Source organism: Salifodinibacter halophilus, from assembly GCA_012999515.1.
In the GTDB taxonomy this organism is placed as follows: Bacteria; Pseudomonadota; Gammaproteobacteria; order Nevskiales; family Salinisphaeraceae; genus Salifodinibacter; species Salifodinibacter halophilus.
Map to the genome: position 1 here is coordinate 1,316,329 of JABEEB010000001.1, position 21,939 is coordinate 1,338,267.

Annotated in this window: 19 protein-coding genes; 4 read left to right on the plus strand and 15 right to left on the minus strand. The window is 61.2% G+C overall.

The features are described 5' to 3' along the window. Window positions 1-43: 43 nt before the first annotated feature. Genes HKX41_06005 through HKX41_06020 form a run of 4 tightly spaced genes read right to left on the minus strand, consistent with a single transcriptional unit; the run spans window position 44 to window position 4,268 of the window. Window positions 44-1,237 (minus strand): aminotransferase class I/II-fold pyridoxal phosphate-dependent enzyme, encoded by a 1,194-nt coding sequence (locus HKX41_06005; GenBank protein ID NNC23706.1) that lies wholly within the window; start codon window positions 1,235-1,237, stop codon window positions 44-46. A gap of 9 nt (window positions 1,238-1,246) precedes the next feature. Further along, the gene (locus HKX41_06010) at window positions 1,247-1,486 is read right to left on the minus strand and encodes an acyl carrier protein (protein ID NNC23707.1); all 240 of its coding nucleotides are present in this window, start codon (window positions 1,484-1,486) and stop codon (window positions 1,247-1,249) included. Beyond that, the gene (locus tag HKX41_06015) at window positions 1,483-2,427 is read right to left on the minus strand and encodes an NAD-dependent epimerase/dehydratase family protein (protein ID NNC23708.1); all 945 of its coding nucleotides are present in this window, start codon (window positions 2,425-2,427) and stop codon (window positions 1,483-1,485) included. Before HKX41_06015 ends, HKX41_06010 begins: the two co-directional genes overlap by 4 nt. 56 nt (window positions 2,428-2,483) lie before the next feature. Continuing rightward, window positions 2,484-4,268, minus strand: a complete 1,785-nt coding sequence (locus tag HKX41_06020; protein NNC23709.1) for a fatty acyl-AMP ligase — start codon at window positions 4,266-4,268, stop codon at window positions 2,484-2,486. Between the two features lie 456 nt (window positions 4,269-4,724). Between HKX41_06020 and HKX41_06025 the strand changes: the two genes are divergently transcribed. The 4 genes from HKX41_06025 (at window position 4,725) to HKX41_06040 (ending at window position 8,697) form a co-directional block, all read left to right on the plus strand. Next, window positions 4,725-5,867 carry an N-acetyltransferase gene (locus tag HKX41_06025; protein ID NNC23710.1) on the plus strand — a complete coding sequence of 381 codons (1,143 nt, stop codon included), beginning with the start codon at window positions 4,725-4,727 and terminating at the stop codon, window positions 5,865-5,867. After that, complete coding sequence (locus HKX41_06030; protein ID NNC23711.1) at window positions 5,864-6,661, plus strand: NTP transferase domain-containing protein; 798 nt, start codon at window positions 5,864-5,866, stop codon at window positions 6,659-6,661. Before HKX41_06025 ends, HKX41_06030 begins: the two co-directional genes overlap by 4 nt. A 98-nt stretch (window positions 6,662-6,759) precedes the next feature. Next, window positions 6,760-7,737, plus strand: coding sequence for a hypothetical protein (locus HKX41_06035; protein NNC23712.1), 978 nt, complete (start codon window positions 6,760-6,762; stop codon window positions 7,735-7,737). Continuing rightward, window positions 7,738-8,697: a hypothetical protein gene (locus tag HKX41_06040; protein NNC23713.1), complete on the plus strand. Its 960-nt coding sequence runs from the start codon at window positions 7,738-7,740 to the stop codon at window positions 8,695-8,697. On the opposite strand, the gene HKX41_06045 is transcribed toward HKX41_06040, so the two are convergent. From HKX41_06045 to HKX41_06095, 11 genes are all read right to left on the minus strand, one after another. Continuing rightward, complete coding sequence (locus HKX41_06045; GenBank protein NNC23714.1) at window positions 8,694-9,614, minus strand: UDP-3-O-acyl-N-acetylglucosamine deacetylase; 921 nt, start codon at window positions 9,612-9,614, stop codon at window positions 8,694-8,696. The two genes, HKX41_06040 and HKX41_06045, sit on opposite strands and share 4 nt — an antisense overlap. Window positions 9,615-9,733: 119 nt before the next feature. After that, window positions 9,734-10,891: a cell division protein FtsZ gene (gene ftsZ / locus HKX41_06050; protein NNC23715.1), complete on the minus strand. Its 1,158-nt coding sequence runs from the start codon at window positions 10,889-10,891 to the stop codon at window positions 9,734-9,736. A gap of 66 nt (window positions 10,892-10,957) precedes the next feature. Further along, window positions 10,958-12,190, minus strand: coding sequence for a cell division protein FtsA (ftsA, locus tag HKX41_06055; GenBank protein ID NNC23716.1), 1,233 nt, complete (start codon window positions 12,188-12,190; stop codon window positions 10,958-10,960). After that, complete coding sequence (locus tag HKX41_06060) at window positions 12,187-12,921, minus strand: FtsQ-type POTRA domain-containing protein (protein NNC23717.1); 735 nt, start codon at window positions 12,919-12,921, stop codon at window positions 12,187-12,189. The genes ftsA and HKX41_06060 overlap by 4 nt, the downstream gene beginning before the upstream one ends. Further along, window positions 12,918-14,306, minus strand: coding sequence for a UDP-N-acetylmuramate--L-alanine ligase (locus tag HKX41_06065; protein NNC23718.1), 1,389 nt, complete (start codon window positions 14,304-14,306; stop codon window positions 12,918-12,920). The genes HKX41_06060 and HKX41_06065 overlap by 4 nt, the downstream gene beginning before the upstream one ends. A gap of 53 nt (window positions 14,307-14,359) precedes the next feature. Then, complete coding sequence (gene murG, locus HKX41_06070; GenBank protein ID NNC23719.1) at window positions 14,360-15,451, minus strand: undecaprenyldiphospho-muramoylpentapeptide beta-N-acetylglucosaminyltransferase; 1,092 nt, start codon at window positions 15,449-15,451, stop codon at window positions 14,360-14,362. Further along, window positions 15,448-16,596 (minus strand): putative lipid II flippase FtsW, encoded by a 1,149-nt coding sequence (gene ftsW / locus HKX41_06075; protein NNC23720.1) that lies wholly within the window; start codon window positions 16,594-16,596, stop codon window positions 15,448-15,450. Before ftsW ends, murG begins: the two co-directional genes overlap by 4 nt. Then, window positions 16,596-17,963, minus strand: a complete 1,368-nt coding sequence (gene murD / locus HKX41_06080) for a UDP-N-acetylmuramoyl-L-alanine--D-glutamate ligase (protein NNC23721.1) — start codon at window positions 17,961-17,963, stop codon at window positions 16,596-16,598. Before murD ends, ftsW begins: the two co-directional genes overlap by 1 nt. A 32-nt stretch (window positions 17,964-17,995) precedes the next feature. Then, on the minus strand, window positions 17,996-19,078 hold the full coding sequence (locus HKX41_06085; protein NNC23722.1) for a phospho-N-acetylmuramoyl-pentapeptide-transferase: 1,083 nt from the start codon (window positions 19,076-19,078) through the stop codon (window positions 17,996-17,998). Then, window positions 19,072-20,454 (minus strand): UDP-N-acetylmuramoyl-tripeptide--D-alanyl-D-alanine ligase, encoded by a 1,383-nt coding sequence (murF, locus tag HKX41_06090; protein NNC23723.1) that lies wholly within the window; start codon window positions 20,452-20,454, stop codon window positions 19,072-19,074. The genes HKX41_06085 and murF overlap by 7 nt, the downstream gene beginning before the upstream one ends. Next, window positions 20,451-21,938, minus strand: a complete 1,488-nt coding sequence (locus tag HKX41_06095) for a UDP-N-acetylmuramoyl-L-alanyl-D-glutamate--2,6-diaminopimelate ligase (protein NNC23724.1) — start codon at window positions 21,936-21,938, stop codon at window positions 20,451-20,453. Before HKX41_06095 ends, murF begins: the two co-directional genes overlap by 4 nt. Window position 21,939 lies beyond the last annotated feature (1 nt).

Below are 21,939 nucleotides of genomic sequence, written 5' to 3' on the forward strand. Positions count from 1 at the left end.
TTATCCACACCGTGATGCTGTTCCCCGACCCCAGTGCACGCTCTTAGCCAGGCTGGGCAAACTCGTCCTGCAGTTGGCTAAACACCGCGATGATGTGGTTGATCTGGGCGCGTGTGTGGGCCGCGCTCAAGCTGATCCGAATCAGCGTATGGCCGCCAGGTGTCGCAGGCGGCAACATCAGATTCACGTAGACCCCATTGTCGAGCAGCGCCTGCCAGCAAGCGAGTGCGCGTTCGCGATCGGCAAACATCGCCGCTACGACCGGCCCCGGCGGCGCACCGAGCTGGTAGCCCTGCGAGGCGAGCGCGGCGTGCAAGCGTTCGGCCGATTGCCACAACGCGCGGCGTCGATCCGGTCGACTACGGATATCGGCCAGGGCGGTACGAACGGAGGCGATGACGGCCGGTGGCGGCGAAGCCGTGAAAATATACGGTCGGCTGGTATAGCGCAGATAATCCAGCGATTCGTGTGGACTCACACAGAAACCACCGGTCGCACCGAGGCTCTTACTGAAGGTCCCGACAATGAAATCGGCCTGGTGCTGCACCCCTTGGCTTTCGGCGATGCCGCAGCCCGTCACACCGGCGATGCCGAGCGAATGAGCTTCATCGACCAGGATATACGCGCCATAGTCACGGGCCACCGAGACCAGATCGGCCAACGGTGCTTGATCGCCCAGCATGCTGTAGATGCCCTCAACCACAACCAGGGTTCGCGACACACGCTCACCAAGCCGTCGCAAGCGTTTCCCGAGATCTGTCGGGTCGTTGTGCCGGAAACAGATTACGTCGGCGCCGCTTAGTTTGGCGCCATCGAAAATACTGGCATGACAGTCGGCATCCAGCATAAGAACGTCGCCCGGCTGGCACAGCGCCGACAACGTGCCAAGGTTGGCCTGATAGCCGGTGGAGAACACCATGCCTCGCGCCATACCGTAGAACTCGGCAAGCTCGGACTCGAGCTGGAGGTGCCCGTTATAGGAGCCGTTGGCCATGCGTGAACCGGTGGTGCCGGTACCTTCGAACCGCGTCGCCATCGCAGCCGCGTGGATACACGTCGGGTCAAAGGTGAGCCCGAGATAGTTGTTGCTACCGGCCAGGATGGTTCGACGACCGTCGATCATGGCCTCGGTCGCCGACAACATCCGCTCCATCGGCACGCCGAGCGGATCAACGCCGGCGCTATCCAGTTCGCGACGCTGTTCAGCCAGTGATTCGAATTTTTCGAAAAGACTCATCGGCGGTCCTCAGACATGCGCGTCGATGGCCGTTACAAGCTCGGCGAATGTCTCGACTTCGGGCAATATATTCTGCGGGATTGACGCATCGAGCTGGTCTTCGAGCTCCATCATCACTTCCATGATCTGCATCGAAGACAGGCCGACGTCGTCGACTAAGCGCGTGTCATCATCGATCGTTTGATCGGCCGGCAGATAAGGTTTGAGCACATCGCGTAGATGCCCGGCGATCTCGTCGTAGCGGCTCATGTTGACGACTCCGAATAGTTATCTTGTCCGCGCAGTCGACCGAAACCGGCGGCAAGATCGACCGTCGGTCGCCAGTTCACGGCGCTGCACCAAGCAGCATTGTCGCAGACCCAGTCCGGGTAGCGTAGCTCGCGTAGTTTACCCGGCGTCAGCATGGGGCTGTAGCCGAGTGCACGAGCGAGCCATTGATTGACCCTCGCACCGCCGGAAAGCAAGCCTGGCGGCACACGCAAGCGCCGCACCGGCGCACCGCGCGCCCGGGCGACCGTATCGACGATTTCGTCCCAACTGTAGCCATTGGGTGTGCCGTCGTGCAGCGGATAGGTTCCGCTGGCTTCGGCACCGCCATCCAGCCACGCCACTATGGCGCTGACCAGATCGTCGACGTAAAGCAGCGAAATGCGAGACTCGGGGGCCACCGGCATCGGGGCAATCCCCCACGCAAGCGCAGCGAAAAGCGGCGCGAGTTGACGATCGCCGGGGCCATAGACCGGTGGCGGCCGTAACATCACGCATGTTCGCGACGTGTCGGCCTCGAGCACGCGCTCCATGGCAGCCTTGCTTTGCGCGTAGTACGACAGCTCGGGCCGAGTCGCAGCAAGTGACGATAGCGCCAGCACCGGCACCGAGCTGCCGGCAAGGCTTTCAACGAGCGTGCACGTCCCGGCGACGTTCGTTTGCTCGAAATCGCCGTAGCGGGCGCCTGTAGTCGTGCCCGCACAATGCAGGACTGCATCGACCGAAGCGACCAGCTCGGCAACGGCTTCACGATCACCCAGACCGCCCCGCACGACCTCGGCACCGTGGGCGCGGAGCTTACTCGCTGCATCGTCACGGCGCGTCAGCGCTTTAACGACGTAGCCGCTGCGCACCAACGCCGCAACCAGCGCACCACCGATAAAACCAGAAGCCCCGGTTACGGCGAGGTGTTTGACGTTCATGGCGACAGCATCAAAACGCAGCCGCCCGACGCTCTACGCGCGAGCAGCTGCTGAATTCAGCCAGCCTGCTGACCGTGCGACTCGTCAGCGCCGACTGACACGGATTCATCGGCCTCGCTACGCTCCAGCGCTTGGCGTTGCAAGCGTGCAACATAGTCGCGCCGTGCGCCACTGCGTGACAACTTACCCGACGATGTGCGCGGCAGCGTATGAGGGGATACAGCCTCGACCAGACATTCAATGCTGTATTCGCGTCGCACAAGCCCTTCCAGGCGACGGATCAGCTCGTTACGCGCATTGGGCTCGCGCAGCCGGCACTGAATGACCAGCACGGCAGCATCACGGCCTGTCATCGAGGGGGCTGCAAACGCCAGCGCATCACCAGGACGGAGTTCGTCCTGCGCTTCGGCGAGCCACTCCAGATCCTGCGGCCAGATATTGCGACCGTTAACGATAATCAGATCTTTCGCCCGCCCGGTAACGACCACACGCCGATCAATGCGATAGCCAAGATCCCCGGTATCGAGCCAGCCATCCGGCGACAGCGCCGCCTCGGAGGCATCAGGGTCATTAAAATACCCCGACATAACGCTTGGCCCGCGCACGAAGATATGCCCGATTTCACGATCGCCGAGCGCCGTACCAGAGTCGTCACGAATTTCGAAGTCATACTCCGGCAACACGCTACCGCAATCCACAAAGGATGTAGCTTTAGCCGCGGCATCGTCCGAAACGGGAAGCGCGCGTTGCTCATCGGCAACACTACCGGCATCGACCGCATCGACGGTCAAACCGCCACCGACCGGCGCAAAGCTGATCGCCAACGAACACTCGGCCATGCCGTAACAGGCCAGAAATGCCGACTCATCGAAATTGGCAGAAGCCAGCGTATCGGCGAAACGCCGCAACGAAGCCGGCCGAATGGTTTCAGCGCCCGCACCGGCGATACGCCAGCACGACAGATCAAAATCAGACGCGTTATGGCGTATACGGCGCGCGCATAGCTCATAACCAAACGACGGACTAAACGATATCGTCGCGCGATTGCGCGAGATCAGGCCGAGCCACAACCGCGGCCGCATAGCGAAATGCCGGGTTGCCAGATAATCAACCGACCGCTGCGAGGTAAGCGCGGCCAGCATACAACCGACCAGCCCCATGTCGTGATACAGCGGCAACCAAGAAGCCAGTCGATCATCTTCGCGGATTTCCACCCCGCGGGTCACGATGCTGGACAAATTCTGCATTACCTGTCGCTGCGAAATAACGACGCCGCGCGGGAACTTGGTACTGCCCGAGGTGTACTGAAGATATGCCGTGCTGTCGACGTCGTCACGGCGCTCGAACGATTCGGCCTCGGCTAACTCGCCAAGCGATTCGTAGGCACCAATATGGGCCAGCGACATCTGATCCGCCGCCTGCATGAGGAACGGCATGAACTCTTCCGGCGCCAGCGCGATCGAAGCACGACAGCTTTCCAGAAGTCCGCGCAATTGGGCGACGTAGGCGTCGCGACTACCCAGACCGACCGTAACCGGTAACGGCACCGGCACAAGCCCTGCATACTGACAAGCGAAAAAGCTCTCGGCGAAGCCGGCCGCCGTATCCGCCACGAGCGCAACACGCGAGCCCGGCTCCAGATCAAACGCGGCAAATCGTCGAGCGACGGTTAGCGCACGATCACGCAGTTCGGCGTAAGGAAGCACGGTCGTAAGCTGACCGCGGCCGCCATAGAAATTAAAACCCGTGTCGCCAGTGGCGGCATAGTCGAGTGCTTGGGCCAACGTCGCGAAATCGGCATACCGAAGCGGTAACCGATGCTGAGTGGGCGTTTGCGTCATATATAGCTGCCCTGTTTCACCGATATACTATGCGCCAGCCGATTCGACGCGATGATATCATAAAAAATCCCATAAAATCCGGAACCTCGGCGAAGAACTTGAAGGAATGGATTGGCCGCGGTTTCCAAAATTAAACACCGAACCGGACGGATAGTAGCGTCGATTCTTTCATCAGGTAGGCGCACCTCTGTCCAAACCCTCGGCATAACACGAGCACCTCTAAACGGCGCTCATGTTATGCCGAGGGTTGCGACCAATTTGCGCGCGGATTTTACTTTATTCCAATACCGCGTGCATGTTGCTATGGCAGATTCACTGTTTTTTCATATCAATAGTGTATTGGGGCAAACACCACCGGAGACAAGTTCGCGCGTTGTACCAACACAGGTTTACGCCGCCAACTAACGGCCATAGTGCTAAAGTCCGCGCGCTACAAAACACGGATACCTACTACTCATGAACAGCGTCACGGTGCAATCGATCGACTTTGCCGATCGCAACCAGCGCAAACAGTTTATCAATGTGCCATGGCCGCTGTACGCCGACGATCCGATGTGGCGCCCACCAATTCGTCTCGAACGTTACCTGCATCTCGGCGCCCAGACGAATCCCGCGTTCGAGCACCTTGACCTGGCTGCTTGGCTAGCCTGGCGCGACGGTCAACCTGTGGGGCGTATCACCGCTCAGATCGACAGTATTCGAGCACAGATTCAGCCGGATTCCGTGGGTTATTTCGGCATGCTCGAAGCGCCCGACGACGCTGCGGTATTCAAGCAACTCACTGCTACTGCCGAAAACTGGTTGGCCGAACGCGGCGTTGACAAGATCCAAGGCCCGTTCAATTTAACCATCAACGATGAATGCGGGCTGCTCGTCGATGGTTTCGATACACCGCCGGCCATGATGATGGGTCACGCCCGGCCCTATTATGCCGAGCGATTGGAAGCGCTCGGCTATTATGGCACCAAGGACATGCTGGCCTACTGGATCGACATGGCCTTCGAGCATCCCCGAGCCATGCAACGCGTGGTCTCACGCTACGCGGAGCGTATCCGGGTACGGCCGATCGACCGTAAACGCTTCGCGGACGAATTCGATTTGATCCGCGATCTGTTCAACGACGCCTGGGCCGAAAACTGGGGGTTTGTACCAATCACTCAGGCCGAATTCCAAGATCTCGGTAACACGCTCAAGCATCTGATTGCCCACGATTTAGTACAGATCGCTGAGCTAGATGGCCAGCCAGCTGCTTTCATTGTGGGCCTGCCCAACCTCAACGAAGCAGCTCGCGATATCGACGGGCGCCTGTTGCCCACCGGCATCTTCAAGCTGATCTGGCGGCTCAAAATAGGCTTCCCGAGCACATCGCGTATCCCACTCATGGGCGTGCGGCGCGCATTTCAGGGCGGTATCCTGGGCGCTGCGCTGGCCTATGCCGTTATCGGGAAGCTGCAGCAGCGCCTGCTCGACCACGGCGCCACCGGCTGTGAGTTGTCGTGGATACTCGATGACAACCGTGGCATGCGCGAAATTATCGAAGGGCTCGGCGCGAGCGCCTACAAGACTTACCGCGTCTACGAAAAACAACTTACGCCATGAGCGGCATCACCGCGCTCGTATTAGCCGGCGATCGAGGCGCCGAGGACCCGGTTGCAGCCGCGACCGGCGCGCCCTGCAAGGCATTCGCCCCGGTCGCGGGCCGCACGCTAGTCGAGCGCGTAACAACCACGCTAGCCGCCGTACCCGCCATCGACGATGTCCGTCTGGTCGGCCCATCGCGTGCGGTGCTCGACATGGTGCCCGAGCGCTGGTCGTGGCTCGAAGCCACCGGCGCCACCTGGATCGAACCGGACATTTCCCCGGCCGCGAGCGCCGCGCACGCCCTCACTTCAATCCCAGACGACCGACCGGTGCTTCTAACCAGCGTGGACCACGGCCTGCTTCAGAGCGAATGGGTTGAACAGGTGCTGACCAAAGCACATCAATTCGAATGTACCGTCGCGCTGGTGCCACGCGCCGCACTGGCCGCAGCCTATCCTCAGGCACAGCCCACAACCATCCGACTCGGGCCGGGGGATGGTTATTGCACGGCGAATCTGTTCACGGTTGCCGGCCCGGCCGGCCGCGCCCTGGTGGATCGCTGGCGGGCATTCGAGGCCGCACGTAAAACCCCCGCCCGCTACATGGCAAGACTGCTTGGATGGACCGGCACACTCGCGTATCTATGCGGCCGACTGACGCTGGAAGACGCACGACGCCACCTCGCCAAACGGCTGGATTTAAGCTTCGGTATCACCGAAATCGAGGCCGCCGAAGCCGGGCTCGACGTCGACACAGCGGCCGATCTGCAACTCGCCGAACAGATACTGGCCGCGCGCGAAGCAGACGCTTAAATGCATAACTTCCCCACCAACCATTTAGCTTTACAAGCCACACCGCTTATCCCAGTTATTAATCCGAACGAGCACGCCGCGCAAGAGCTAATCCGTCGATGACAGCGACATCAGACTGCCCGCCACCCCATCGTCTTGGCATTCTGGCCAATCCAGCCAGTGGCCGACACGAACAGATCCTCGGACGCCGACCGCCACCCAGTGACGTGCCGATGGCCACCGCCCAAACTTTCGATGAGGTTGGGCAAGCGCTGACCGAATTGAACGACGCCGGCGTCACGCTGCTGGCCATCGCCGGGGGCGATGGCACGGTCCGCAACGTGTTGACCCACATCCTCCTCGGCGAGGTATTTGCCAGCTCACCGATAATCGCGATTATCGCCAGTGGCAGTACCAACATGACCGGCCACGACACCGGCACGATCGACATCCGACGACAGGGCTGGCAACCGCTGGTGGCATTTGCAAAAGATCCAGCGACCAAACACGCGCGTCTTACGCAGCGATCGGTGTTGGCAATCCAAGTCGCGCCCGACGCCACGCCATTCTGCGGCATGGTCATCGGCGCTGGCGCGATCGACCACGCCGTTACCTACACCCAGTCACAATTGCACAGCGCGGGCTTGCGCGGCAGCGCCGGGCCGGCAATCGCCTTTGCGCGTTTTATCAAGGCACTGGCGCTATCCGATTATCGCCACTTTCAAACGGTGGCTATGCGCATACATGACAATCATGGTCACACCGTCGATGACAACGCCATGATTTTTGTTGCCACCACACTCGATCGGCTACTACTTCGTTTCCGACCCTTCTGGGGCGGCGGTGACGGTCGACTGGCCTGGAGCGTCCTCGCCGGCCGCGCGCGCGGTGTGCTACGCCGCCTTCCCGGCGCTGCCTGGGGGCGACCGGGCCGTGGCACAACGCCGGCCAATGGCTACACGAGTGCACGCGCCGATTCGCTCGAGTTGGATTTCGACGGCGGATTCGTCGTCGACGGCGAACGCTTCGTGGCCGACTCCGCCCGCGGCCCGGTCGCCGTGTCGATCGCCGGGTCGGCGTCTTTCGTATCCTTTTAGATGCCTACGCCCGAGCACGAATCACTGCTCACGATAGCCGGTGCGTGTCGCGCGACCGATCAAGACCAGCTCAAGCCGCTAATCGATGCAGTAGTCACCCGGCATCGATCGGCGGTCCTCGGCATCATCTATTACGGCTCGTGCTTCCGGCGCGCTGACCCGACAAGCGGATTGGTCGATTTCTATGTCGTGGCCGACGGTTTTCGCGCGGCCAGCACGCATCGATGTGCGGCTGCGGCCGGCCGTATTATCCCGCCCAATGTTTACTATCTCGAAGTTGAAACCGCCGAGACCACCCTGGCCTGTAAATATGCACTGATCACGCGTTCACAGTTGGCACACGGCGTCGAACGCGCATTTTCATCCACGCTGTGGGGCCGACTTGCCCAGCCGATAGCGATTGTTTACGCCCGCAATAACCCAGCACACGAAGAGCTGCGTGCCGCCTGCGGGCAGGCTGTGCTCACCCTGCTCGAGCGTGCGCTGCCTGCGCTGGGCTCCGGTCGGACGAGCCCAGCGCACTGGTTCGAGCGTGCGCTAGCTTTGAGTTTTGCCAGCGAAATCCGTGTCGAGTCGGGGCAGCGCGAACAAGTATTTATTGGCGAGCGCGCCGATGAATACGCAAGACGTTTTCTGGCGGCAATGTATTTTGTTTCGCACAGACTCCGACGCGAACCCAACGGCGATGTCCTACTCGATACGGCCGCAACACAAACCCGATTAACGCGCCTTGTTTGGTGGCTGCGGGGTGTGCAAGGTCGTGGCCTGTCGGTACTGCGACTGGTCAAGGCCTGTTTTACGTTCGACGGTGCAGTCGACTACGGTGCTTGGAAGCTCGCTCGACATACCGGCTACCAAGCCGAGATTACACCGCGCGTGCGACGCCATCCACTGATCTTCGGTTGGCCGGTTTTTTGGCGTGCTCTGCGCGCCGCTCGGCGGCGCAATAAGACTAGCTAAGCAGCGACGTTGGCCGCTGGCGTCTGACCGAAATTCATCGGCGATCTCGTCACCGATTCGGCACTGACGATTTCCCACGCCGTCGGGTCGGCCAACAGCGCGCGCAGGAGTCGATTATTCAGCCCGTGCCCCGACTTAAACGCCGTATAGCGGCCGATCAAACCATGACCAAGCAAATACAAGTCGCCCACAGCGTCGAGTATTTTATGGCGGACAAACTCGTCGGCGTAGCGCAGGCCTTCCTGATTGACCACAGCATCGTCGTCGAGCACGACCGCGTTATGTGTGCCACCGCCGCGCGCAAGATCCGCAGCGCGCATGGCCTCAAGCTCACTTAAGAAGCCGAACGTCCGCGCCCGACTGACCTCACGAACAAACGACGTTACGGCAAAATCATGGTGCGCTGCCTGCGATACGGCCGCGAGCACCGGATGGTCGAAATCCAACGAGCAGTCGACCTCAAAACTCTCTGCCGGCTCCAATTGGGCCCATTTGTCACCGTCGGTCACGCACGTCGAGCGACAAACGCGGACGAAGCGCTTCGCGTCCGGTTGCGCCTGGATGCCCGCCGATTGGATAAGGAAAACGAACGGTCCGGCACTGCCGTCCATGATCGGCACCTCGGGTGCCGTGATATCGATCCGGACATTGTCGATGCCGAGGCCGGCCAATGCAGCCAAAAGATGTTCGACCGTTTTAACGGTGACAACGTCGCGGACAAGCGTTGTCGCCAGATGCGTATCACCGACGCAATCAGCCTGCACCGGCAAATCGACCGGTTCAGCCAAATCGGTGCGTCGGAACACAATGCCGTGATCGACTGGCGCCGGCCACAGTGTTAAGTCAACGACCACGCCCGAGTGCAAGCCGACACCACTCGCCGAGATCGGATTTTGTAGTGTGCGTTGTTGAATCATTCACTAGCTTCCGATTCGACGTAGCGCGGCCTACGCGAGTTCATCATAGCGACGTCATCGATAACGGCCAACTCGCCGCGCGAGCCAGAGTCGGCGAGGTTGGCCGCCTCGATCCAGGCTCAATCAGCCTGATTGCGCAAAAACGCCGGAACGTCGAAGTAGTCCATATCCATAGCCGCGTTGTCGTCGGCCGCCTGCTGTGGCTGCCGCCGGATAACCGTGGGCCGGTCCAGATCCGCATAGCGCATCTGGTCGACATCCTCCGACTGACTCGTGGCTTGTTGCGACGCTTCGGGCGTTCGCTCCTGCGGTTGTCCGCCCAACCCCGTCGCCACGACGGTGACGCAAAGTTCGTCGGCTATATTCGGATCGTCGGCCATGCCCACGATGACCTCAGCGTTTTCGCCGCCCATTTCGGCCACGACTTCGTTGACGATCTGGAATTCGTGAATACCCAGATTCTCGTCACCGGAGACGTTCACCAACAGCCCTTGGGCGCCACTCAAGCTTAGATCATCGAGTAGCGGGCTCGACAGCGCCGCTTCCGCAGCTTCACGCGCCCGATCTTCACCACTGGCTTGAGCCCGGCCCATCATCGCCATGCCCTGAACCGACATCACACGACGCACGTCGGCGAAGTCGACGTTCATGATACCCGGCCGGGTGATCAGATCGGAAATACCCTGAACGGCGTTGTGCAGCACATTGTTGGCTGCTTCGAAAGCATTTTTCAGGGTGATGGTCTTGCCGAGCGCAGTCAGCAGTTTCTCGTTCGGAATGACGATCAATGAGTCGACATGGCGGCCGAGTTCCTCGATTCCACTCTTGGCGGTATTCATACGCTTGCCGCGCTCGAACGGAAACGGTTTGGTGACCACCGCGAGCGTGAGAATCCCCATCTCCCGGGCCACCTCGGCAACGACCGGCGATGCACCAGTACCGGTACCGCCGCCCATGCCACAGGTCACGAATAACATGTCCGCACCCTCGATTGATTCACGGATGCGGTCACGGTCTTCTTCTGCAGCCTGACGGCCAATATCCGGATTGGCACCAGCACCAAGCCCGCGGGTCACATTGACACCGAGCTGGACCAGTGAATCGGCCTCACAGCGTTCCAGATGCTGAGCATCGGTGTTAGCGCAGATAAAATCCACACCCGCGATACCGCTGGATACCATCTGGTTGACGGTGTTGGCCCCGCCGCCGCCGACGCCAATCACTTTGATTACCGCCTGCTCATTGTGCTCTTCGGAAAATTCGAATACTTCAGGCACGTTGCACCTCCTATGGCTCGCTCTTACTCGCTAATAAATACATGGGGCAAAGATCGTCTCGACGACCTAAAAATTGCTCTGGAACCAGGATTTCATCCGGTTCCAGATGTCGACGAAGGACGTGGCCTCGCCGAGTCTTTTGTTGTTATTCGAACTGGTTTGCTGGCCGAAATACAGCAATCCAACGCCCGTGGCGTGAATCGGATTGCGGGCGACATCGGACAGACCCCGCACGGACTGTGGTGCGCCCTGGCGCACCGACATGTGAAATACCTCCTCGGCGAGATCGGCCAGCCCTTCCATCTTCGATGAGCCGCCGGTCAACACCACGCCACCGGCCAAACGATCAGCAAACCCTGAACGCACAAGTTCCTTGTTGATCAGCCCGAATAATTCGGCGTAGCGGGGCCGAATGACCTCGGCCAGCGTGTATCGCGACAGCCGCCGTGGCGGACGCTCACCGACACTCGGCACCTCGATCGCATCGTCGCTGGTAATCAAATCCGGTACCGCACAGCCATAGCGGGTCTTGATCTGCTCGGCTTGCTCGGTAGGCGTACGTAGCGCCACGGCGATATCGTTGGTTACTTGATCGCCGGCGATCGGAATGACAGCGGTGTGGCGTATCGCACCGTTCACGAAGATCGCGATATCGGATGTGCCACCACCGATATCCACAAGCGCGACGCCGAGGGCTTTCTCATCCGCCGACAACACCGCATAGCTCGACGCCAGTTGCTCGAGCGACAAATTGATAACGTCCAGACTGCAGCGCTCGACGCACTTCTGAATATTCTGGACCGAGCTCACCGAGCCGGTAACGATATGCAGTCGAGTCTCCAACCGCACGCCCGACATGCCGATCGGCTTCTGGATGCCTTCGTTATCGTCGACGGTGTAATGGTGCGGCAGCCGATGCAGAATCTTCTGATCGTTGGGGATGGGCACGGCGCAGGCCGCATCCTCAACCCGTTCGATATCGGATTCGGTGACTTCTTTATTGCGTACCGCCACGATGCCGGGCGAGTTGAATGACGAGACGTGGGCGCCAGAAATACCGCAGTAGACCGACTGAATACTGCATCCGGCCATCAATTCGGCTTCTTCGACGGCCTGGCGAATCGATTCGGTAGTCGACTCGATATTGACCACCACGCCTTTTTTCAGCCCCTGCGACGGCGCTGTACCAATGCCACTGATTTCCAGGCCTTGATCAGTGTTTTCGGCAACGATTGCGGCTACCTTCGAGGTGCCGATATCCAGTCCGACGATCAGATCTTGTTCAGATCGTTTGGTCATCCGGTTTGCTCCATGTTGGTTTGCGACGTGCGCGAGCCACCCACAGCAAAGCCGTCGGCATAGCGCAGATCGACATAGCCCGCCTGCGCGATGTGCTTACGCACACGGGCCGAGGCGTCGGCAAAATTGGTGAAACGCTGCATCCGTGCGGCGATTTGTTGACGTCCGATTCGAAGTCGCAGTCCGTTGCCCAATACCGCACGCCAACTGCCACGTTGGGTCTGCCGCAGCCCGGCCAGTTGCCCATATTGGGAACCGACGATCGCCGCGAGTCGCTGATAGGTTTTAAAAACTTGGTCCTCGCTGCCTTCCGGGCCAGCGAGTTTCGGTAGCGCATCCATACGCGCGCGCTTAACCGGCCGGAACAGATTACCGTTGGCGGCCAACAGCGCGTGCTCATTCCAGCGCGCCATCGCGCGGTATTCGTTCAAGTGAATCAGGACACCATTGGGCCAACGGCGGGTCACAGTGACGTTGTGTAACCACGCCAACTGATTCAGACGGTGGGCGAGCGCCGCGGTGTCGATATTAAAAAAGGATGTCTGCAAATAGGAACGCGCGATGCGCGCCAGTCGCCGATCATCCACGTGGGCGGTCACACCACGGACATAAACACGCTTGGCGCTCGGACCATCATCGGCCACGCCCTGGCGGATACACACCACCGCGCCACCGGCGAGAACCGCAATCAACGCCAGATCAAGCATGCGTTTAACATCCGAGCGGATCACGACGCGCCTCCGGTCTCGCTTGCGAGTCGCGCCGCCAGCGCACTTATATCCCCGGCGCCAAGCGTCAATACAACATCGCCGTCGGCCACGATTTCAGCTAAACGTTCGGCCGGATCGGCGTCATCGCCGGTGAAATACGGCGCGCGTCCGATGGCCGCGATACCACGCGCCAACGCGCTGCCATCGACACCGGCCACTGGCGACTCCCCAGCCGGATAAACATCCAATAACACCAATGTGTCGATCGTGGCCAACGCATGGCAGAAGTCGTTGAACAACGCTTCGGTACGCGAAAAACGATGCGGCTGGAAGACCACGATCAATCGCGCGTCGGCGAAAGCATCGCGGGTCGCGGCGACTACACTCTCGATTTCACGCGGATGATGGCCATAATCGTCGATCAGCCGCACGCGTCGGCCGCCGATCGAAACCATGCCCCGATCCTCGAAACGTCGGGCAATGCCGCCGAACGCCGCCAAACCGGCGGCAACCGAATTAACATCCAGCCCCAGCTCGAAACCAATCGCGGCCGACGCCAATGCATTGGCTATGTTGTGCCGCCCGGGCAACCGGAGTCGGACATCAACCGCACCTGCTTCGCGATGCACCAACCGGAACCGGCTCCCGTCGGCGTCGACGGTCATGGCCTCGGCACGGACATCAGCGGCGGCATCGAAGCCGTAAGTTACCACCGGCCGCGTGCTGCGCTCGGCCAACTGTTTGACGACCGGATCGTCGATACACAAGACAGCCAGACCATAGAACGGCAAGCGGTGCAAGAACGCTTCAAACGCATCCACGAGGCGCTCGAAGTCGTTATCGAACGTCGCCATATGATCGGCGTCGATGTTGGTGACGACTGCCATGACAGGCGTTAACGATAAAAACGACGCGTCGGACTCGTCGGCTTCGGCCACGAGATAGTCGCCACTGCCGAGGTAAGCGTTACTGCCGCTGGCCAACACGCGACCGCCAACGATATAAGTTGGATCGAGCCCGGCGTCGGCCAACATCGCGGCCAATACGCTGGTCGTCGTGGTCTTGCCGTGCGTACCGGCAACCGCTATGCCGTAGCGGAACCGCATCAGCTCAGCCAGCATCTCGGCACGCGGGATGACTGGCACACGCGCAGCACGTGCAGCCACGACTTCCGGGTTATCAACCGCGACCGCCGACGAAGTCACCACAACATCAGCCTCGGCCACATTGGCGGCAGCATGGCCAATCATCACCTGTGCACCGAGCACTTCGAGTGCATCAACTTCCCGGCCACGTTTGATGTCGCTGCCGGTGATCGTGTAGCCGAGATTGATCAGCACGCGCGCAATGCCGGCCATGCCCGCACCCCCGATGCCAACCAGGTGCACAGCCGAAACCCGGCGCATGGGCTGAGCGGCCAAGCGTGCCCGGGTGGCATCGGTCACGTCGCGTGCACGCGTCATGACTGACCTCCAGCTGCGGCAACAACATGATCGGCGATCGTGGTCGCGGCATTCGGCCAACGACAGCGGCGCGCGGCGTTGGCGCGTTCAAGCAACGCCGCGCGGTCGTCGCACAACTGATCGAGTTCTGCGGTCAAACGTTCGACGTCCGCTTCGGCCTGATCGAGCATCCGGGCAGCGCCGGCTTCAACCAGATACGCAGCATTGGCGTGTTGGTGGCGATCGGCGGCAAAGGGATACGGGATCATCAACGCACCGACCCCGGCCGCCGCCAATTCAGCCACAGTCAGCGCCCCGGCCCGGCAAACCACCACGTCGGCCCAAGCGTAGGCGGCCGCCATGTCGTCGATAAATGCGACGACCTCGGCATCGATTCCAGCCTGTGCATAGGCGTCGTCGGCTGCCGCACGCGTACGCCCAGCCTGGTGCCAAACGATGGGCTGCTGACCAGCCGGCAACGCCGCAACAGCCTTGGGTAAACGTTCGTTGAGGGCTAGCGCACCACCGCTGCCGCCCAGGACCAGCAGTCGAATCGCCCCGGTTCGTTCACGCCAGCGTTCGTCTGGGGCGGGCAATGCCAAAACGTCGTCACGCACTGGGTTGCCCACAGTTTCGGCGTCGCGTTCCGGCCCGAACGTGTTCGGGAATGCCTGCAAAACGCGCGCCGCGAAACGTGCAGCGACCCGGTTAGTCAGACCCGCGCTTTTGTTCTGCTCGTGCACGATCACGGGGCAGCGCATCAGCCAACCGGCCAACGCTCCTGGGCCGGCGGCAAAACCGCCCATACAAAGCACCACGGTAGGCCGGACACGCCGCAAAACCGCCAGCGCAGATAACACTGCCCAAGCGATTCGGAAGGGCGCCAAGAGCTGTGTGCCCCGGCGTTTGCCACGCAGCGCGCTTACCCGAACCGTATGCAAAGCATAGCCGGCCGTCGGCACGGCCCGACTCTCTAACCCGGTCGATGTGCCCAGCCATGCCACGTGGGCGCCGCGCGCATCCAGTGCATCGGCTACGGCCAACCCCGGAAAGACGTGACCACCGGTGCCGCCGGCGGCGATCAATACGCGTGTATCGAGCGCACTCACGAGCTCGCCTCCGAGGTGCCGCTCTGGGTTTCAACGTCGATCCGGAAAATCAGTGCACAAACCGCACAGACCGTGATCAGCGACGATCCGCCATAGCTCATCAGCGGCAGCGTCAGACCCTTAGTTGGCAGCAGGCCCATGTTGACGCCGATGTTGATAAACGCCTGCACGCCCAGCCAGCTCACCAAGCCGTAAGCAGCGAAACCGGCAAACCAGGCACCGCTGTCGAGCGCGCGGCGGGCGATGGCGAAGCCACGCCAGACCACGATCAGATATAGGCCCAGTAATGCCAGCGTGCCCAACAAGCCAAACTCGTCGGCATAAACCGCGAATAAAAAATCCGTGTGGGTCTCGGGCAGATACATCAGTTTCTGTACCGAGTTGCCAAGACCGACGCCAAATAACTTGCCGTGGCCAATAGCCATTAACGACTGGGTTAGTTGAAAACCCGTGTCCTGCGCATTGGCCCAGGGATGGACGAAGCTGATAATGCGTTCCAACCGATACGGCGACGACACCATGATCGCCGCCATTGCACTGGCACCAACGGCGCCAACCACCAATAGATGCAATAGCCGCGCACCGGCCACAAAAAACATCAACCCAGCGATCGCGCCAAGCACCACGAGCGCGCCAAAATTAGGTTCGAGCAGTAGCAACCCACCGGCCAACACCACGAACACGAGTGGCCGCAGAAGCCCGCCCCAGGTTTCGACTAACGACCGCCGACGACGCGCGGCGTAGCCGGCCAGATACAGAATCAACAACAGCCGGGCTGGTTCCGAGGCTTGGATACTGATCAAGCCGAGATCAATCCAGCGGCGGGCACCATTGACGGAGTGCCCTACGCCCGGCAGCAAAACGACGATGAGCAGCCCGATCCCCAGCGCCAATAACACAAACGGCCGCGCAGCCCATGTCCGCATCGGAACCATGAAGACCGCACCACCAAACGCGATGCCCAGCGCCAGATAGAAACTCTGACGATAGAAATAATGCAGCGCGTCGCCCGTTTGGCGTGCCGCTACAGCAGTCGATGCCGAGGCCACCATGACGAGACCCAGGAGCGCGATGACCACAAGCGCACCGACCAACAAGCGATCGGGTGTACCACGCAGACGCCAGGCTTGAAGCGAATCGGCGATCACGCGGCCACCTCCTTGACCGCAGCAGCAAACGCCTCGCCGCGCTCGGCGTAGCCAGCGAATTGATCAAAACTGGCGCAGCCGGGCGACAGCAACACGGTATCGCCCGATTCGGCACGTTCCGCGGCTATCGCAACGGCTTCCGCCAATGTTTCGCAGGCGACGACCGACACATAACCGGAGATCGCGTCGGCGATGGTCGGCCCATCGGCTCCGTAAACCACCGCAACACGAGCAACGCGCCGCGCCAGCGAACCGATACTCGTGAAATCGGCACCCTTGGCTTGGCCGCCAACCAGCCAAACAATGGGGGGTGTCAGGTTTTCCAGCGATGCGGTCGCTGCGCCAAGATTGGTGCTCTTGGAGTCGTCAATCCAGGCCACACCATTGGCTTCGGCCACGATCTCGGCGCGATGCGAAAGGCCGGAGAAAACCGGCATGCCGGTGGCGATCGCAGCATCGCTTGCCCCCGCTGCAGCGGCAAGCGCCCACACGGCAAGCGCGTTAAACCAATTGTGCCGGCCAGGTATTCGAACACGGCCCACCGGGATAGTGCGGGAACTGGCCGGATGCGCCAGCATGGCGCGCCCATCGCGTTCGACTAAGCGGTAGTCGACATTCGGACCACTGCCGAATGTGCGTGTGGCGGTCTCGCTAGGGGCAATCGCTTTCACCCACGGATCATCGGCATTGATCAACGCGGTTTCGGCGCCGGCAAACACACGCGCCTTGGTCGCCGCATAGCGGGCGAGGCTGCCGTGTCGGTCAATATGATCAGTGCTTAAATTCAGCACCGTCGCCATGCGCGCGTTCAGCACAGGCGCCATCTCGAGTTGAAAACTGGAAACCTCGAGCACATAGGCCTCGACGTCATCGGCCAAAGCGTCCAATGCCGGCGGGCTGAAATTGCCGCAGGCCACCGCGTGGATGCCGGCGTGACAAAGCACATCCCGCGTCCAGGCAACAACCGTCGATTTGCCGTTGGACCCAGTCACGGCCAGGACGGGCGGCCGAGCCTCGGTGCTCATACCGTCCAGCGTCCGAGCAAATAATTCGATATCGCCGATCAGCGCAACGCCGGCGGCGCGCAGCTCATCCACAAACGGGTGATCCAGCGCCACGCCGGGTGAAATAACGGCTTCATCGATCTCGGCCAACGGCAGCGGGCAAGCAAGTGCGCCAAATGCACACGGCACATCGGCAAGCTCGGCCAATTCGGCCGCCGCCGGTGGCGTTGCCCGCGTATCGGTGACCGCGAACGACGTACCAGAGCGCACAAAATAGCGTGCTACCGACAGACCGGTCGCCCCCATGCCCACGATCAGGCGCCAACCGGCACGCCGATCCGCATCGCCCGAGGCCCGCATCTCGGGGTTCGAATGCCGTGTCTCGACGCTGCTCATCGGATTTTCAACGTCGCTAGACCAACAAGCACAAGAATCAGCGTCACGATCCAGAATCGGACGATGATCTTGGGCTCAGCCCAGCCCAGTAGTTCGAAGTGGTGATGTAGCGGCGCCATTTTGAACATGCGCCGACCAGTCGCCTTGAATAGGGTGACCTGGAGCATGACGGACACGGTTTCGGCCACAAATACGCCGCCCATGACCACCAGGATGAGCTCCTGACGCACACAGACCGCGACAATACCGATAGCCGCCCCCAACGCCAGCGCCCCGACGTCGCCCATGAACACTTGCGCCGGGTATGTGTTAAACCATAAGAAACCGAGCCCCGCGCCACCGAGCGCGCTGCAAAAGATGGCCAGCTCGCCGGCACCGGGGAGGAATCCGAAGCCTAGGTAATTCGAAAACTCGTGGTGGCCGGTAACGTAGGCGAAAATACCCAGCCCCGCGACGACCAGCACACAGGGCAGCGTGGCCAACCCATCCAAACCATCGGTTAGGTTGACCGCGTTGCTCGCGCCCGCAACCACCAGATAAGTCCAGACGATGTAGCCGACGCCCAAGGGGATGGCGACGTTTTTGACCATCGGGATAAGCACGCTGGCTTCGAAAGGTGTGTCGGAAGCCAGATACAACCAGAGGCCGGCGGCCAACCCCACCACTGTTTGCGCACCGTATTTCTGGGCCGCTGACAGACCACGGCTGGTACCGCGTTTTAGTTTCTGAAGGTCGTCGACGAAACCGATCCCGCCGAAAGCCAGTGTCACCAGCAGAACCAGCCAGACCCAGCTACTGCTTAAGTCCGCCCACAGCAGCGTCGCCACGGCCATCCCGGCGAGTATCAACACGCCACCCATGGTCGGCGTGCCAGCTTTAACCGCGTGGGTCGCCGGACCATCGTCGCGGATGTTTTGCCCCACCTGATAACGGGTGAGCCGGCGAATAAGCCAGGGCCCAAGCGCCAGCGAAAAGATCAGCGAAGTCAGTGCCGCCAGAATCACCCGCAGGGTGACAAACTGGAAAACACGAAAGCCGCTAACCATCGGCTCGAGTGCATGAGCAAGCCAGGTCAACATGGCGAAGCCTCCTGCACGCCGGCCGGACCAATGGCGGCCACGACGCGCTCCATGCCAGCACTACGCGATCCTTTGACGAGAATCGTTGGCGGCTGCGCAACATCTTCGAGCGCGACACGTAATGCCGCGATCAGCGCATTGAGATCATCATAGTGGGCCGCCTCACCGGTGAACGCGGCGTTGGCCCGGCGACTTAGCTCACCAACTGTCCAGAGATGGTCGACCCCTGCGCGCGCGGCCATTTCGCCGGCCTCGGCATGCATGTCGCCAGCCTCGGCGCCGAGCTCAGCCATATCACCGAGCACGAGCCAACGTGGCGCGCTTCGCGCTGCCAGCCAGTCCAGGGCACTGGTTAATGATTCCGGATTAGCGTTGTAACTATCGTCGACAACCTCGGCGCCGCCGACACCACCAACAAGGTGCCGGAGTCGCCCCGCTTCACCCTGCACGGCCGCCAATCCACCCGCGATCTGCTGCGGTGTCACACCGCGCGCATGGGCCGCGGCTGCAGCCGCCAGTGCGTTGCGAACATTGTGCCGGCCGGCGAGTGGTATATTGATTTGTACGGCGTTCATCGGCGTTTGTAATTGGAAATGCGTGGACTGACCATCGTCTGCGGTGATCACGTCATGCGCGGTGATATCTGCGCCGTCAGCCTCCAACGCAAAAGTGACAACGCGCCGTGAGCCCGCTTGTTCGGACCAAAACCGGGCATAGGCATCGTCGAGGTTGATGACTGCCACCCCTTCGGCGCCCAGGTGTTCATAAATCGCTGACTTGGTCGTCGCTACAGCGTCGACCGTGCCGAAGCGTTCTAGATGGGCGCGGCCGGCGTTGGTCACCAATGCCACATCGGGTTCCACGATACGGGCGAGTTCGGCGATATCCCCCGGGCCGCCGGCGGCCATCTCAATAACCGCGCTGGCTTGGTCAGCCAGGCCGGCTAACGTCATCGGCACGCCCAATTCGTTGTTTAGGTTGCCGCTCGATGCATGAACGCTGCCGGCTTCAGCCATGACCGCGCCGAGCATCTGCTTGACCGTGGTTTTGCCGTTACTGCCCGTGACGCCAATGACCACACCCGCAAATCGATGCCGAACGAAGGCGCCAGTCGCACGCAGCGCGGTGACGGGGTCGTCGACCACCAATTGCGGTGCTTCGATGGGCTGCGGTGCCGATACCACCACCGCGGCGGCTCCAGCTCGCACGGCAGCCTCGACAAAGCAGTGGCCATCGGTGTGTTCGCCAGCTAATGCGAAAAACAAATGACCAGGCACAACGGCACGGCTGTCGATCGCCGCGCCAAGAAATTCGGCATCGGCACCGACACGGCGTGCATCGATTGCGGCTGCGAGATCGGACAAACGATGACTCATGCATTACCCTCCAGGGCTTTGCACGCGATCTCACGATCGTCGAATGGCCGCAGGGTTTCTCTAACCTGCTGGCTCGACTCGTGGCCTTTGCCCGCAATCAGCACAATATCGTCCGACCGAGCGGCCCCGATCGCTTCACTGATAGCCGCAGCACGATCGTGTATGACGTGGTAGCGATCCGACGGCAGATCGGACACGATCTGGTCGACGATCGCCTCGGGTGATTCACGCCGCGGATTATCATCGGTGACAATCACGAGGTCGGCGTAGGCGCTCGCCGCACGTCCCATCGCCGCTCGTTTGCCGGTATCACGCTCGCCGCCACAGCCGAACGTGACAATCAGTCGACCGCTGCGGTGCTCATCCAAGGCGGTCAGCGCCCCCGTCAGCGCACCAGCAGTGTGGGCATAGTCGACCACCACCGTAGGTTGGCTGGCCTCGGTATCGACACGCTCCATGCGCCCGGGCGCGCCACCGACATCGGCAAGCATTTCGCGTATCGCCGCAAGCCCGAGGCCACGCTCGATCAATACACCGACAACCGCAGCGACATTGGCTGCATTGAAAAACCCGAGCAGGCGCGTCGGAATCTCCAGCTCGCCCAGGTGGGTCGACAGCGTCAGATCGAGGCCATTCGAGCGCGGCGTTATGCCCGCGATGTGCACATACGAATCGAGTCGCTCCACACTCGGATCCACGCCATAGCCTGTCACATGTAACCGACCGCCGAGCTCGCTCAGCCACTGATGGCCATACGCATCGTCGGCGTTAATCACGGCCGCACCAAGCGTCGGGCAATCGAACAAGCGCCGTTTCGCGGCCACGTACTGCTCGAAACTAGCGTGATAGTCCAAATGATCACGGCCGATACCGGTCAGTACAGCGATATCGAAATGCAGCGCGTCGGTACGGTTTTGAGCCAACGCGTGCGAGGAGACTTCGATGCCAACAGCTTGCGCACCGGTATCGCGCAGGCGAGCGCATTCACGCTGAAGCGCCGCGGCATCCGGCGTCGTGTGGCGACATTCATGCAGCGCGCCGAGCCGGCCAGCGCCGAGTGTCCCGATATAACCGCAATCCAGCCCGGCACACGAGCAAGCGTGTGCCAACAGCCACGCGCAAGTTGTTTTGCCGTCAGTGCCAGTTACACCAACGGCCAACAGCGACTCGCTCGGCGCCCCATGGATACCCGCCGCGATTGCCCCGGCTTCGCGGCCGAGATTGGCGACATGGCGCATGGGCAGTTTCGTTTCCGGCGCGCGCTCACCGTCCCAGGCGATCGCAGCGGCACCACGCGTTTCGGCGTCATGCACGTGATCGACCCCGTGCGCACGCTCACCCGGTACCGCCATGAATAGATCACCCGATTCAACATCGCGGCTATCCAACGCGGCGCCCGTCACTTGCACGGTTTCTGCTTCGGCGTCGCCAGACAACCTAAGGGCGGCGGCAAGCGTACTCTGATGCGGCTTACTATCAGTCACC

What these genes read in the sequence shown, in the direction of transcription:
- HKX41_06040 (NNC23713.1), top strand. Translation starts at nt 7,738, where the DNA reads ATGCCTACGCCCGAGCACGAATCACTGCTCACGATAGCCGGTGCGTGT.
- HKX41_06005 (NNC23706.1), bottom strand. Translation starts at nt 1,237, where the DNA reads ATGAGTCTTTTCGAAAAATTCGAATCACTGGCTGAACAGCGTCGCGAA.
- murD (NNC23721.1), bottom strand. Translation starts at nt 17,963, where the DNA reads ATGCGGGCCTCGGGCGATGCGGATCGGCGTGCCGGTTGGCGCCTGATC.
- HKX41_06035 (NNC23712.1), top strand. Translation starts at nt 6,760, where the DNA reads ATGACAGCGACATCAGACTGCCCGCCACCCCATCGTCTTGGCATTCTG.
- ftsA (NNC23716.1), bottom strand. Translation starts at nt 12,190, where the DNA reads ATGACCAAACGATCTGAACAAGATCTGATCGTCGGACTGGATATCGGC.
- HKX41_06085 (NNC23722.1), bottom strand. Translation starts at nt 19,078, where the DNA reads ATGTTGACCTGGCTTGCTCATGCACTCGAGCCGATGGTTAGCGGCTTT.
- HKX41_06030 (NNC23711.1), top strand. Translation starts at nt 5,864, where the DNA reads ATGAGCGGCATCACCGCGCTCGTATTAGCCGGCGATCGAGGCGCCGAG.
- HKX41_06045 (NNC23714.1), bottom strand. Translation starts at nt 9,614, where the DNA reads ATGATTCAACAACGCACACTACAAAATCCGATCTCGGCGAGTGGTGTC.
- HKX41_06025 (NNC23710.1), top strand. Translation starts at nt 4,725, where the DNA reads ATGAACAGCGTCACGGTGCAATCGATCGACTTTGCCGATCGCAACCAG.
- HKX41_06020 (NNC23709.1), bottom strand. Translation starts at nt 4,268, where the DNA reads ATGACGCAAACGCCCACTCAGCATCGGTTACCGCTTCGGTATGCCGAT.
- HKX41_06015 (NNC23708.1), bottom strand. Translation starts at nt 2,427, where the DNA reads ATGAACGTCAAACACCTCGCCGTAACCGGGGCTTCTGGTTTTATCGGT.
- HKX41_06010 (NNC23707.1), bottom strand. Translation starts at nt 1,486, where the DNA reads ATGAGCCGCTACGACGAGATCGCCGGGCATCTACGCGATGTGCTCAAA.
- HKX41_06065 (NNC23718.1), bottom strand. Translation starts at nt 14,306, where the DNA reads ATGCGCCGGGTTTCGGCTGTGCACCTGGTTGGCATCGGGGGTGCGGGC.
- murF (NNC23723.1), bottom strand. Translation starts at nt 20,454, where the DNA reads ATGAGTCATCGTTTGTCCGATCTCGCAGCCGCAATCGATGCACGCCGT.